The 13,262-nt window shown below is 60.9% G+C and carries 11 protein-coding genes; all 11 read left to right on the top strand.

All coding sequences use genetic code 11. The annotated features are described in order from the left end of the window. Positions 1-6 precede the first annotated feature (6 nt). The 11 genes from murD (at position 7) to ABIE63_RS02570 (ending at position 13,251) form a co-directional block, all read left to right on the top strand. Entirely contained in the window at positions 7-1,428 is a 1,422-nt protein-coding gene (murD, locus tag ABIE63_RS02620; protein WP_354502555.1) for a UDP-N-acetylmuramoyl-L-alanine--D-glutamate ligase, read from the top strand. Next, entirely contained in the window at positions 1,425-2,552 is a 1,128-nt protein-coding gene (locus ABIE63_RS02615; RefSeq protein ID WP_354502553.1) for a putative peptidoglycan glycosyltransferase FtsW, read from the top strand. Before murD ends, ABIE63_RS02615 begins: the two co-directional genes overlap by 4 nt. After that, entirely contained in the window at positions 2,549-3,709 is a 1,161-nt protein-coding gene (gene murG / locus ABIE63_RS02610; RefSeq protein ID WP_354502551.1) for an undecaprenyldiphospho-muramoylpentapeptide beta-N-acetylglucosaminyltransferase, read from the top strand. The genes ABIE63_RS02615 and murG overlap by 4 nt, the downstream gene beginning before the upstream one ends. Then, complete coding sequence (gene murC, locus ABIE63_RS02605; RefSeq protein ID WP_183415640.1) at positions 3,706-5,130, top strand: UDP-N-acetylmuramate--L-alanine ligase; 1,425 nt, start codon at positions 3,706-3,708, stop codon at positions 5,128-5,130. The genes murG and murC overlap by 4 nt, the downstream gene beginning before the upstream one ends. Next, complete coding sequence (murB, locus tag ABIE63_RS02600) at positions 5,127-6,068, top strand: UDP-N-acetylmuramate dehydrogenase (protein WP_354502549.1); 942 nt, start codon at positions 5,127-5,129, stop codon at positions 6,066-6,068. The genes murC and murB overlap by 4 nt, the downstream gene beginning before the upstream one ends. Next, positions 6,065-6,985, top strand: a complete 921-nt coding sequence (locus tag ABIE63_RS02595) for a D-alanine--D-alanine ligase (protein ID WP_354502547.1) — start codon at positions 6,065-6,067, stop codon at positions 6,983-6,985. The genes murB and ABIE63_RS02595 overlap by 4 nt, the downstream gene beginning before the upstream one ends. Further along, positions 6,973-7,851: an FtsQ-type POTRA domain-containing protein gene (locus tag ABIE63_RS02590; RefSeq protein ID WP_354502545.1), complete on the top strand. Its 879-nt coding sequence runs from the start codon at positions 6,973-6,975 to the stop codon at positions 7,849-7,851. The genes ABIE63_RS02595 and ABIE63_RS02590 overlap by 13 nt, the downstream gene beginning before the upstream one ends. A 31-nt stretch (positions 7,852-7,882) precedes the next feature. Next, entirely contained in the window at positions 7,883-9,199 is a 1,317-nt protein-coding gene (ftsA, locus tag ABIE63_RS02585; protein ID WP_354502543.1) for a cell division protein FtsA, read from the top strand. Positions 9,200-9,318: 119 nt separating this feature from the next. After that, positions 9,319-11,055 carry a cell division protein FtsZ gene (gene ftsZ, locus ABIE63_RS02580; RefSeq protein ID WP_354502541.1) on the top strand — a complete coding sequence of 579 codons (1,737 nt, stop codon included), beginning with the start codon at positions 9,319-9,321 and terminating at the stop codon, positions 11,053-11,055. 272 nt (positions 11,056-11,327) lie between these two features. Continuing rightward, positions 11,328-12,278 carry a UDP-3-O-acyl-N-acetylglucosamine deacetylase gene (gene lpxC, locus ABIE63_RS02575; RefSeq protein WP_354502539.1) on the top strand — a complete coding sequence of 317 codons (951 nt, stop codon included), beginning with the start codon at positions 11,328-11,330 and terminating at the stop codon, positions 12,276-12,278. Between the two features lie 130 nt (positions 12,279-12,408). Beyond that, positions 12,409-13,251 (top strand): outer membrane protein assembly factor BamD, encoded by an 843-nt coding sequence (locus ABIE63_RS02570; protein WP_183415633.1) that lies wholly within the window; start codon positions 12,409-12,411, stop codon positions 13,249-13,251. Positions 13,252-13,262 lie beyond the last annotated feature (11 nt).

Raw genomic sequence — 13,262 nt, 5'->3', positions numbered from 1 at the left:
GGCCAGATGATCGACCTCTTCTACATGAGTGGGTTCCCGGTGGCGGTGATGGGTCTGGGTAAGTCCGGCATCGCGACTGCCCGCTCGCTCATCGCTTCCGGAGCCGAAGTGCGGGCCTGGGATGACAACGAGGATACCCGCGCCGCGGCTCGCGCCGCCGATATTCCGCTGGTCGACCTCTATAAGATGAACTGGGACGAGGTGCCGACGCTGGTGCTCTCGCCGGGCATCCCCGATCGGTACCCAGAGCCCCATCCCGTTGCCGCAGCCGCGCGTGCGGCCAATGTCGAGATCGTCTGCGATATCGAGTTGCTGGTGCGGGCACAGCGCGAGGCGCGCTACCTTGGTGTCACCGGAACCAATGGTAAATCGACCACCACGGCGTTGATCGGCCATATAATGAGCCTGAGTGGTGCGGCGGTTGAAACGGGCGGTAATCTCGGCACACCTGCTTTGCAACTGGACGCTCTTTATCAGGACGGAACCTATGTCCTGGAGCTATCGAGCTACCAGCTTGAGCGCATTTTCTCGATCACCTTCGATACTGCGGTTCTGCTCAACATTTCGCCCGATCATCTGGATCGCCACGGCGGTTTGGAGGGCTACATCGCGGCAAAGAAGCAGATCTTCCGTCGTCAGACCAAGCCGCGCACCGCCGTTATTGGGATCGACGACGATTATTGCCGTGCAATCCACAAAGCGCTCGTAAAGGCGGACGATCAGCGGGTTGTCCCGATTTCAGCGTCGGGCGAAGCCGTTCCGGGTGGGGTCTATGTGCTGGACCGTGTGCTCTACGACGACATGGATGGCGAGGGCTTCCCGGTTCTCAATCTCGATGAGGTGCCGAATCTGCCCGGCCGGCATAACTGGCAGAATGCCGCCGCCGCCTACGCGGCTTGCAAGGCGCACGGCGTGCCTGCACCGGTTGCGATTGCCTGTATCCGCTCTTTCCCGGGTCTGGCGCATCGTCAGCAACTGGTGAGTGAGATCGACGGCATCCGCTACATCAACGATTCCAAGGCGACGAACGCCGACGCAGCCGCAAAGGCGCTGGCCTGTTACGACGATATCTATTGGATCCTGGGGGGACGGGCCAAAGAGGGCGGCCTTGCCGGTCTCGAAGCCTACTACCCGAAGATTGCCCATGCCTTCCTAATCGGCGAATCCGCCGAAACCTTCGCCAAGGAGTTGGAAGGCAAGGTGGCGACGCATTCCTGCGGCGACCTCGCCTCCGCCGTCGTCAAGGCGCAAGCCCTGGCGGCGGCGGAGCGGCGGTCGGCTCCCGTGGTGCTGCTGTCGCCTGCCTGCGCGTCGTTTGACCAGTTCGCGAACTTCGAAGCCCGCGGCAAGGCTTTTATTGATGCGGTCAGGGAGTTGGAGAAAGCAGCCTCAACTGTCGGCGCAGGCCAGGCGGGAGGTGGTCAATGAGCAGCTTCGCCCGCACCGATACGAGCATCCTGGGTCGTTGGTGGTGGACCGTCGACCGTTGGACTTTGCTCGCGCTGGGCGTGCTGATGATCTTCGGCGTGGTGCTGACGCTGGCCGCATCTCCCGCTGCTGGCGGTCGCATCGGGCTGGATGGATTCCATCTAGCCAAGCGCCAACTCGTACTGGTGCCGCTGGCGGCAGCCATCCTGGTAGGAACCTCGCTCCTCAGCGTGAAGTGGGTGCGGCGCGTTGCCGTCCTTGGGTTCCTGGGGACCATTGCCGTGCTTGTTGTCACCTTGCTCGTTGGGACCGAGATCAAGGGCGCGGTGCGTTGGATTTCAATCGCAGGCTTCTCCTTGCAGCCTTCCGAGTTCATTAAGCCGACCTTCGCGGTTACAGCAGCTTGGATGTTCGCGGCAGCCAAGGATGAGGAAAACTCGATCCCGGGCACTTGGATATCGGCCTTTCTCTACACCGTGGTCGTGGCTTTGCTACTGGCGCAGCCGGATCTCGGCCAGACCGTCGTGGTGACCGCAGTTTGGGCCGGGCAGTTCTTCCTGGCCGGATTGCCCTTGATCCTGGTGGCCGGCCTCATTGTTCTGGGGATAGTCGGTCTGATCGGCGCCTACTTCATGCTGCCGCACGTGACCGCGCGCATCGATGCATTCTTTGATCCGCAGGCGGGTGATCGCTTTCAGATTAACCGGTCCCTCGAAGCCTTCATGAACGGTGGATTGCTGGGGCGCGGGCCGGGCGAGGGAACAATCAAGAATTCGCTCCCGGATTCTCATTCCGACTTCATCTTTGCCGTTGCTGGCGAGGAATTCGGGGCATTGGTTTGCCTGTTCATTGTGGCGCTGTTCGCTGTGGTCGTGCTTCGCGGTATGTCGCGCATCTGGAGTGAAAACAGCCTTTTCGTGATGCTGGCAGCAGCCGGTTTGGTCTTCCAGTTCGGGCTTCAGGCACTGATCAATATGGGGTCGACTTTGCACCTCATGCCCACGAAGGGCATGACCCTGCCCTTTATCTCTTATGGGGGGTCATCGCTCCTCGCACTGGCTTTTGGCATGGGCATGCTGTTGGCGCTGACACGCCGACGCTCCTCTTTGGAGGAGAACCTATGAGCGCCCAACGCCAAAAACTCGCGGTTCTCGCGGCTGGCGGCACGGGCGGCCACATGTTCCCGGCCCGCGCGCTGGCCGAGCAACTACTGGGACACGGCTGGCGGGTCGCCCTGTTGACCGATCAGCGCGGCGGCGGTTTCGGTGCCGGGTTCGAGGATACCGTGGAGACGCGCCATCTGCGTTCCGGCGCGCTTGCAGGGGGCGACTTCCTGGCCAAGGCAAAGGGTGCCTTCAATCTGGCAATTGGCACGCTTCAGGCCTTTCTTTATCTAGTAAGGCGCCGGCCCGATGCGGTCGTGGGCTTCGGCGGCTATGCATCTGTACCTCCTGTGCTGGTGGGCGGATATCTACGCTGCCCGATTGTCCTCCATGAACAGAATGCGGTGGCCGGGCGCGCCAATCGCTTCCTGGCGGCAAAAGCACGCGCCATAGCAACCTGCTTCGAACAAGTTAAGGGCTTCGACGAGCGCGAAAGCGGCAAAACCGTGTTGACCGGCAATCCCGTGCGTCCCGCGATTGCCGCGCTGCGTGCGGCGCCCTATCGCGCACCAGGCGCGGATGGGCCGTTGCATCTGCTGGTCATCGGCGGCAGCCAGGGAGCGACCATCTTGAACGAGGCCGTCCCGGACGCGATCGAACGCCTGCCGGAATCCCAACGGCATCGGCTTCACATCGCCCAGCAGGTTCGCGGCAATGGTCTTGAAGAGATTGCGGCACGCTATGCCGCCTGCGGGGTGACCGCTGATCTGCGCTCCTTCTTTGACGATATGCCCGAGCAGTTGGCCAAGGCACACCTGGTAATCGCGCGGGCCGGCGCGTCGACCATCGCTGAGTTGTCGATTGCCGGTCGACCGGCAATCCTGGTGCCCTATCCTTTTGCCGCCGACGATCACCAAGCGGCAAATGCACGCAGCCTATCGATGGCGGGGGGCGCTTGGTTGCTAGCGCAATCCAATCTCTCCGGCCCGCATTTGGCGGAGCGCCTGGAAACCCTGCTGTCGGCGCCCGAAACATTGACTAACGCCGCGTCGGCGGCGAGGTCCTTCGGTCAGGAACGAGCGGCCGAGCGTCTCGCTGCAGTGGTGTTTAGCGCGACCGGCCTGTTGCCGGATCAGAACGATTCCGCTCCACAGATTCGAGAGGAGGACGCCGCATGAGGGCCATGCCTCTCGATATCGGAACGGTGCACTTCGTCGGGATCGGCGGAATCGGCATGAGTGGAATAGCCGAGATCCTCCATAATCTTGGCTATCAGGTTCGGGGATCCGATATCGCCGAGAACGCAAACGTCGCCCGCCTTCGCAAGCTGGGCATTGAGGTGGTCATCGGCCATCGTGCCGAGAACGTCGAAGACATCCAGGTTCTGGTTGTTTCTTCCGCGATCAAGGCTGACAACCCAGAGCTCAAAGCGGCGCGCGCGCGCTTCGTACCTGTTGTGCGCCGGGCCGAGATGCTTGGTGAATTGATGCGGCTGAAGTGGTCGATTGCGGTTGGCGGAACTCACGGCAAGACGACGACGACCTCGCTGGTCGCAGGATTGTTGGACGGCGCCGAGTTCGATCCGACCGTCATTAACGGGGGCATCATCAACGCCTATGGCACCAACGCGCGCTTGGGACAGGGCGAATGGCTGGTTGCCGAGGCCGATGAGAGCGACGGCAGTTTCGTGAAGCTGCCTGCCACCATCGCCGTGGTCACCAATATCGATCCGGAACACCTGGACTACTACGGCTCGGTGGAGTCGTTGCACGAGGCATTCGAGAGCTTTGTCTCCAACGTGCCCTTCTACGGTTTCGCGGTCGTCTGCATCGACCATCCACAGGTGCAGGCTTTGATCGGTCAGGTCACCGACCGCCGCCTAATTACCTATGGATTTTCGCCGCAAGCGGAAGTTCGTGGTGAGAATCTGCGCAGCGACAGCAACGGCCAGATTTTCGATGTTACCGTCAGCGACCGCGTGACCGGACAGGAAACCAAGATCAGCAGTCTGCATCTGCCGATGTTTGGGAAGCACAATGTTTCAAACGCCTTGGCTGCGATCGCCGTGGCCTTGGAGATGGGCATTGATTCCGAGGTGGTGCGCAAGAGCCTTGCTGTCTTTAGCGGCGTAAAACGGCGCTTCACCAAAACCGGCGAGTCCGGTGGCATCACGGTGATCGACGACTACGGGCATCATCCGGTTGAGATCGCCGCGGTTCTCCAAGCCGCGCGCGCCGCTACCAAGGGGCGCGTCATCGCGGTGGTGCAGCCGCATCGCTACAGCCGCCTTGCCAACCTCTTCGCTGATTTCTGCACCTGCTTTAACGATGCGGATCATGTCGTCGTGGCCGACGTCTATGCCGCTGGCGAAGAACCCATCGAAGGGGCGAGTAAGGATGCGCTCGTCGAAGGACTGCATGACCGCGGGCACCGGCACGTAACGGCGCTTTCAGGTCCCGAGGCATTGCCGGAGACGATCAAAGCCATTGCCCGTCCCGGCGACCTGGTGGTTTGCCTGGGTGCCGGCAACATTACTGCCTGGGCCCAGAGCTTGCCGCAACAACTGGAGGCTTTTCAAAGCCGGGAGGCGGTCCGATGAACGCCGCTCTCCGCAGTCCGCAGCCACCCTTGATCGAGCGCTTGCCTGAAGTGCGCGGCCGTGTCACCGCGGACGCCCCTTTGGACCGCATTACGTGGTTCCGTGTCGGAGGCTGTGCCGAAGTGATGTTCAAGCCCGCCGACATGGAAGATCTGGCGATGTTCTTGAAGGGGCTGCCGATCGATGTGCCGGTGACGGTAATGGGCGTTGGGTCCAACCTTTTGGTTCGTGACGGCGGTGTGCCCGGTGTTCTGATTCGCCTGGGCGCCGCTTTCGCCAAGATGCGGGCCTTGGATGATTACGTCCTGGAGGCGGGGGCTGCCGCGCTCGATCTGACGGTGGCCAAGGCCGCCCACGCCGCATCGATTGCGGGACTGGAATTTTTCTGCGGTGTGCCCGGAACTTTGGGTGGGGCGCTGCGCATGAATGCCGGGGCCTACAACAGCGAGACCAAGGATGTCCTGATTGAAGCCGAGGCGATTGATCGTCGCGGCAGGATTCACCGGGTAACGCCTTGCGACCTGGGCATGTCCTACCGTCACAGCGATGCGCCTGCGGATTGGATTTTTACCCGCGCTTGGTTGCAGGGACGCCCGGGAGATCCCCAGGTTATCGGCGGCATGATGGCGACTATCCAGGCCCAACGCGAAGAGAGTCAGCCGGTCAAAACCAGGACCGGTGGCTCCACCTTCAAGAATCCGGTCGGGCACAAGGCATGGCAGCTTATCGATGCCGCGGGTTGTCGCGGACTTCGCATGGGCGCTGCCCAGGTGTCGGAGATGCACTGCAACTTCCTGATCAACACCGGCGGCGCGACGGCGGCCGAGTTGGAAGGCCTCGGCGAAGAGGTGAGACGGCGGGTAAAGGAATCAAGCGGCGTCGATCTGGAATGGGAAATTCGCCGGATCGGCGTGGCGGCGAAAGGAGGTGCGCGATGAACGTGCATCGCGTCGCCGTCCTGTTGGGAGGCCGCTCCGCAGAGCGTGAGGTTTCCCTTGTCAGCGGTAAGGCCTGTGCCAAGGCACTGCGTGAACGCGGCCATGATGTTCTGGAAATCGATCCGCGTGATGGCGTGGCGGAAATGGTGTCGGCTCTCCAGCCAAAGCCCGATGTCGTCTTCAATGCGCTGCACGGCCATTGGGGTGAGGATGGCTGCGTGCAGGGGCTGCTTGAACTGCTCGACATTCCCTATACCCATTCCGGTGTCCTTGCCTCGGCGTTGGCGATGGATAAGGGCGTCGCGAAGAAGTCTTTCGTCGCAGCGGGATTGCCGGTCGCCGAAAGCATCATCGCCAGCCGCGCGGAGGTTCTGGCGGGCGATGTCATGCCGCGTCCCTATGTGGTCAAGCCGGTCGCAGAAGGGTCGAGCGTGGGTGTGGAGATCATCATGCCCGGCGCCAACAGCCTGGTTCTTGATGAAGAGCGTTGGCCTTATGGCGACAAAGTGATGGTGGAGCGCTTTGTTCCGGGTCGGGAGTTGACCGTTGCCGTGATGGGGGAGCGTCCCTTGTCGGTGACTGAAATTCGGCCCCGTCAGGGTTTCTATGACTACACCGCCAAGTACACCGATGGAAAAGCCGACCATCTTTTGCCGGCGCCTCTCGAGAACGGATTGACGGAAAAGGTCATGGAGATGGCGCTGGCGGCGCATCGCGCATTGGGTTGCCGTGGCGTCAGCCGCGCTGATTTCCGTTTCGACGAAGATCTTGGCGAGGACGGACTCATCATTCTCGAAGTCAATACCCAGCCAGGCATGACCCCGTTGAGTTTGGTGCCGGAGCAGGCGGCTCACGTGGGGATTCCTTTTGGCGAATTGGTCGAGTGGATCGTGGAGGAGGCACTATGTCGAGCATGAACCCCCCGGCCCGTAGCAAGAAACGCGCCTCTGCCAAAACAGGAACGCAGCGGCGCACGGCTGGTTGGCGGTCCCTTTTGACACGCAAGGTTCTGCGGCGCGGCGGAGCCGGGCTCGGTACTGCTTCGTTGCTGCTGGGCGGCGTGCTGCTTTGGGAATCCGGGGTGCCTCAGCGCGGTTGGGACGAGCTTCGTGTCGAGGTGATGGAGCAGACGGCTGAGGCGGGGATGGCTCTGCAGGACTTGCTGGTCGTAGGCCGGAACCGGACTTCGCAAGCAGAACTGCTGGCCGCTCTCGATGTGCGGCAGGGACAACCGATCCTGGCCTACGATCTGGCAGACCTCCGCGACAGGCTGGCGGCCTTGCCCTGGGTTGCGGAGGCCTCAGTCGGTCGCCGCTTGCCCGGCAGCCTGGTCATTGAGCTTCGTGAGCGCGAGCCGCTCGCGTTGTGGCAGAACCGCGGCAAAGTCACGCTGATCGACCGCAACGGCGAAGCCGTTCCTGTGCGGGATCTCCGACAGTTCGCTGCCTTACCTCTGATCGTCGGCCCGGATGCGCCGGGTCACGCGGGTCAACTCGTGCGCCTGCTCGACAGCGAGCCGGACCTGGGGCGTCTCGTCACCGCCGCGGTGCGTGTCGGCGGACGGCGGTGGAACCTCCGCTTACTGGGCGATATCGACGTGCAGCTTCCCGAAAGCGGCGAGAAGGCGGCTTACAGCCAACTCGCGCGTTTGGCGCGTGAACATGGGTTGTTGGAGCGCGACGTCCGCATCATCGACCTCAGATTGCCTGACCGGATGATCTTGCACGGCATTCCGGGTGGCATCGAAGGCGAGCAAGACAGCAAACCCGGTCAAGCGACATGACCGAGATCATACCAAGAGAAAGAAGCAAGCAATGAAGAAGGGCCCAGGCAGCAACCGGAACGGACTTATCGCAGCACTCGATGTCGGTTCGAGCAAGGTTTGTTGTTTCATCGCGCAGACCGGCAGCGGCGGCCAGAGCGCCGCTCCCCGCGTGCTGGGGATTGGCCAGCAGGCCAGTCGTGGCATCAAGAATGGCGCGATTGTCGACATGGAGGCCGCGGAGGTTGCTATCCGCAATGCCGTCCATGCCGCCGAACAGATGGCGGGCGACACTATCGAGCGCGTCGTGCTGGGGCTTTCCAGCGGCAAGCCGCTGTCGCGACAGATCGCCGTCGAAGTGGCCCTGGATGGGTCACATGTGGGAGATCGGGATCTGCGCCGCGCCCTGAGCCTGGGACATGAACCCAGCTATCTGAACGGGCACATTGGCGAAGGGCGCGAATTGGTTCATTCAATCCCTCTGGCTTATTCGGTCGACGGAAGCCGCGGTATCCGCGATCCGCGCGGCATGGTGGGTGAGCGACTGGGGGTAGATCTTCATTTGGTGACCGCCGGGAGCGGCCCGGTACGAAACCTCGTGAACTGCGTGGAGCGCTGCCATCTGGAAGTCGGTGGCTTTGTGGTCGCGCCCTATGCGTCCGGCCTTTCCGTTCTGGTTGAGGACGAGCGGGATCTTGGCGTTACGCTCATCGACATGGGCGGCGGGACAACCTCCATCGCCGTGTTCTTCGAGGGCAAGGTCATCCATACCGATGTGCTGCCGGTCGGCGGCCTGCACGTCACGACCGACATTGCGCGCGGGCTTTCGACTCCGGTGGCGCATGCCGAGAGAATCAAGACACTCTATGGCCACGCGATCGCCGCCAGTGCCGATGATCGCGAACTGATCGACGTGCCCCAGGTTGGCGAGTACGACGAGGGATCGGTGCATCAGGTGCCTCGCTCGCTCCTGAACGGAATCATACAACCGCGTCTGGAAGAAACCTTCGAACTGGTGCGCTCGCGCCTGGAGCAAAGCGGCATGTACCGCTTAGGCGGGCGCCGCGTGGTGTTAACCGGCGGGGCCTGCCAACTGCCGGGGGTCAACGATATGGCCGCCCTGATCCTCGATAGGAAGATTCGCATCGGCCGCCCCAGCGGAATCGTTGGTTTGGCGGAGGCAACGGCGGGTCCGGCCCATGCAGTCACTGCCGGGCTTGTGCTCTACGCCATCGAGGCGGAGCGCATTCTGGAGGTGATGCCCCGCGTGCAGGCGCAGGCGGCAGCAGTACAGGACGGCGGAATGACACAACAAGCCGACTTGCCCTTCTTGGGGCGTGTCGGCGGCTGGTTGCGCGAACATTTTTGAGGGTGCGAGCGCGAAATGGCGATCATTGAGGTCCCGATCAAAGCGCCACGGGACGAACGGCAGCCGGAGGACCCGGCTTCAACGAGGAGGCCCCACTTGACGGGGGATTGGAGGAGAAAATGTCTTTGAACCTCAGCGTACCGAAAGATGAACAGGATCATCTGAAGCCGCGCATCACCGTGGTGGGTGTTGGTGGCGCCGGCGGCAATGCCGTTAACAACATGATATCCAGCAAGCTGGAGGGCGTGGAGTTCGTGATTGCGAACACGGACGCTCAGGCCTTGGAGCAGTCAATCTGCGAGCGCCGCATTCAGCTTGGGCGGCATATCACCTCAGGGCTTGGCGCTGGCTCCCGGCCGGACGTCGGTCGTGCGGCTGCCGAGGAAGCCATGGACGAGATTCTTGAGAACCTCGAGGGCTCGAACATGGTGTTCATCACTGCCGGCATGGGCGGCGGCACAGGAACCGGCGCCGCGCCGGTTATTGCCAGAGCCGCTCGCGAAAATGGCATTTTAACTGTCGGTGTGGTGACCAAGCCTTTCCAATTCGAGGGCATTCACCGTATGCGCATGGCCGAGAGTGGGCTCGAGGAACTACAGCAGTTCGTCGACACCCTCATCATCATTCCCAACCAAAACCTGTTCCGGGTTTGCGATGAACGCACGACGTTCGCCGATGCTTTCAAGATGGCCGACGACGTGCTGCACTCAGGCGTGCGCGGCGTGACCGACCTGATGATCATGCCGGGTCTCATCAACCTCGACTTTGCAGATATCCGCACAGTCATGTCCGAGATGGGCAAGGCCATGATGGGGACGGGTGAGTCCGAAGGCGACGGCCGTGCTATTGCCGCGTCGGAAGCGGCGATCTCCAATCCGCTGTTGGACGATGTTTCGATGCGCGGGGCAAGAGGCGTGTTGATCAACATCACCGGCGGTATGGACATGACGCTGTTCGAAGTCGATGAAGCGGCCAACCGTATCCGCGAGGAGGTTGATCCCGACGCCAACATCATCTTCGGCTCGACATTCGATGAATCGATGAACGGCATCATGCGCGTGTCCATCGTCGCCACCGGCATCGATGCGGACGAGGCTCAACGCCCCGTGCCGATCAGTGCGCCGGTTGCAAAAGCGAAGCCGCGCGTAGCGCCCTTGGTCGCGGAGGAAGAGCGGGCTCGTCCCGCCGCTGCGGCATTTGCCCAAGAGCAGGAAGCTGCCGATGCGAACCTGATCGCTGCTGTTGCCGCAATCGAAGAGCCGCAAGAGCGGTTTGACGAACAGGGCACCGAACTGCCCGAACCGGTGGTTGCAGAAGTTGAATCGCAAGAGCCGGTCGATGAGCGTATCCCGGAGCTTGCTGTGGCTGAGGCGGGTCCGGAGTTGGCCGCTGCCGGGCAGCACCAGGACGCGTTCATACCGCCCAAGCCGATGGAGGCGCCGCGGAGGCCGCGTATTCAAGAGCAAGCGCGGCGCACTGCCGAACCTTTCGCCGAAGCAGCGATGGCCAATGGAAGCAACGAGGCTGCTGCAACAAGCGGCGCGGCTGCGTCCCAGCGTCGCAGTAACATCTTTAACAAGATGACGAAGGCGGCGTTGGCTTTTACTGGTGTAGAGCGCAAGGAAGAAGCGGCAACGCTGCGCGAAGTGCCAACGGCAGGACGGCAGGAAGCGGAGCCAAAACTTGCCTCAAGCAGGCGTGAGCCGCAGGTTCACAGGACCGAAGCCAAACCGGAAGCAGCTGCTGGACAGCAGGCAAATCTGTCTGGGTTGGACAGCCGCGCCCAACCGGCCGAATCGGAGTTCGAGGATGATCTCTTCGAAATTCCAACCTTCCTGCGGCGCCAGGCTAACTGACGTCCTGATCCGTAAAGTTTGAGGGGGCCTAGTGACCCGCCTGCCGTTAGGTTTATAATCCAAGCGGCAGGCGGGTCGTTTTATTCAATGAAGTGAATATCTTGACCTTTTTCAAGCTGTGGTCTTTGAGGCCGCGCAACAACTTGCAACAAAGATTGATTTCCCTTTGAAGTTGAGAACTCTTAGTTATCTCTTAAGCAACAACGGGCAATTATAGGCTCGATGCTATAAAAGTTTGGGGGGTGCGGTTCTGAAAAACCCGCAGAAAAGGAATGCTTGATAGGGTGACAGTTTCTCAATGCACATTAAAGAGTCCCGTTCATTGCTCAGGCGTTGGTGTGCACAGCGGACAATCCGTTGCCATGACTTTGCGCCCTGCGGCGCCCGATTCGGGAATTATCTTTCGACGCACTAAATTGAGCCAAGGAAGCGCTGACGTTCCGGCGCTTTGGAGCAATGCGGTCATCACGCCCCTTTGCACCACCATCGAGGCTTATGGCGTTCGAATTGCAACGATCGAACATCTGATGGCCGCGCTCTATGCGAGCGGTATCGACAATGTCCTGATCGAGCTTGATGCCGACGAAGTGCCGATCATGGATGGAAGCTCCGCGCCATTTCTCTCGCTTATCGCCAGCGCTGGCCGCGTGCGCCAGGCGCTGACCCGTAAAGCAATTCGAATTCTCAAGGAAGTGCGCGTCGAGGACCTTGATCGATGGGCATCCTTGTCGCCATCGGACAAAGGTCTGACGATCAACCTGGAGATCGACTTCGAGAGCCGCGCAATCGGCAATCAGGTCTGGTCCGGTGCGATCACAGAGGAATGTTTCAGGCACGAACTTGCTCAGGCGCGAACCTTCGGCTTCCTTCAGGAGGTCGAAATGCTTCGCCGTATGGGCTTTGCCCGAGGTGGCTCGCTTGAAAACGCCATCGTCATCGATGATGACAGAATCCTGAATGAGGGCGGTTTACGGTACAGCGACGAGTTCGTCCGTCATAAGGTACTCGATTCGATTGGCGATCTTTACCTGATGGGCGCTCCGGTCATCGGGCATTTCACGGGTGTGCGGACGGGACATGCGCTGAATCTGCGTTTACTGGATGAAGTTCTCAGCGACTCCGAAGCGTGGGAGTGGGTAGAACTCGTGACCCCGACCCTGGTTGACGCGCCGATGGGCGCCAGCGGGCAGGTGCTTTCCAGAGCCGTAGCCGGCGCTGCATAAGACTTTTTGCCAATTCAGAGGCAATGAACTGCCATTCATGTCGCGGAGTGGCTTGAGGCACTCCCGGCTTGCTCCTATAGTCTTGCTCCACAGTCTAATCGCCCGAACCTCTGTGGGCTGATGGAGAACCATGACGAAGCGCTACACGACGCCAAAAGCCACTGCCCTGAAGTTGCTGCTCGCAGTTTTGTTGATGGGACCTCTGCTCGCCGCTTGCGGAAGCGATGACGTCGCCGTGCCTTATGTAGAGCGCCCGGTGGAAGAGCTCTACAATGACGCGATAGCCACCTTGGCCGAAGGCGACGATTACACCATCGCCGCCCAGAAGTTTGAAGAAGTCGAGCGCCAACATCCTTATTCGGTCTGGGCGACCAAAGCGCAGCTGATGGCCGCTTACAGTTACTACCTCAACAATAGTTACGACGAGGCGATCGATGCATTGGATCGGTTCATCGCGCTTCACCCCGGCAGCCCGGACATTGCCTATGCGCATTACCTGAAAGCGCTGTCCTATTACGAGCAGATTTCCGACGTGGAGCGCGATCAGAAGATGACGCGTCTGGCTCTTGAGTCGCTGGAGGAAATCGTTCGCCGCTTCCCGGAGACGGAGTATGCGCGCGATGCAGGGTTGAAGATCGATCTGACCCGTGACCATCTGGCTGGAAAGCACATGGCCATCGGTCGTTACTACCTGCGGCGGAACCAGTATCTGGCGGCAATCAATCGGTTCCGTTTGGTGATCAAGGATTACCAGACCACGACGCACGTTCCAGAAGCCTTGCACAGGTTAGTCGAAGCCAATCTTGCATTGGGGCTGGCCTCCGAAGCGCAATCGACCGCAGCAGTGCTGGGTTACAACTTCCCTGGCAATGATTGGTACCTCGATAGTTATGCCCTGTTGACGGGTCAGGATTTGCGACCCGAAGAGGACAAGGGCTCCTGGATATCCCGGACTTGGAAATCCATTTTCTGATCGACGAGGGG

The organism is Limibacillus sp. MBR-115 (assembly GCF_040549425.1).
In the GTDB taxonomy this organism is placed as follows: domain Bacteria; phylum Pseudomonadota; class Alphaproteobacteria; order Kiloniellales; family CECT-8803; genus Limibacillus; species Limibacillus halophilus.
This window is presented reverse-complemented; position numbering and strand designations above follow the sequence as displayed.

Coding starts and splice junctions, on each gene's coding strand:
- murD (WP_354502555.1), top strand. CDS start 7: ATGATCGACCTCTTCTACATGAGTGGGTTCCCGGTGGCGGTGATGGGT.
- ABIE63_RS02615 (WP_354502553.1), top strand. CDS start 1,425: ATGAGCAGCTTCGCCCGCACCGATACGAGCATCCTGGGTCGTTGGTGG.
- murG (WP_354502551.1), top strand. CDS start 2,549: ATGAGCGCCCAACGCCAAAAACTCGCGGTTCTCGCGGCTGGCGGCACG.
- murC (WP_183415640.1), top strand. CDS start 3,706: ATGAGGGCCATGCCTCTCGATATCGGAACGGTGCACTTCGTCGGGATC.
- murB (WP_354502549.1), top strand. CDS start 5,127: ATGAACGCCGCTCTCCGCAGTCCGCAGCCACCCTTGATCGAGCGCTTG.
- ABIE63_RS02595 (WP_354502547.1), top strand. CDS start 6,065: ATGAACGTGCATCGCGTCGCCGTCCTGTTGGGAGGCCGCTCCGCAGAG.
- ABIE63_RS02590 (WP_354502545.1), top strand. CDS start 6,973: ATGTCGAGCATGAACCCCCCGGCCCGTAGCAAGAAACGCGCCTCTGCC.
- ftsA (WP_354502543.1), top strand. CDS start 7,883: ATGAAGAAGGGCCCAGGCAGCAACCGGAACGGACTTATCGCAGCACTC.
- ftsZ (WP_354502541.1), top strand. CDS start 9,319: ATGTCTTTGAACCTCAGCGTACCGAAAGATGAACAGGATCATCTGAAG.
- lpxC (WP_354502539.1), top strand. CDS start 11,328: ATGCTTGATAGGGTGACAGTTTCTCAATGCACATTAAAGAGTCCCGTT.
- ABIE63_RS02570 (WP_183415633.1), top strand. CDS start 12,409: ATGACGAAGCGCTACACGACGCCAAAAGCCACTGCCCTGAAGTTGCTG.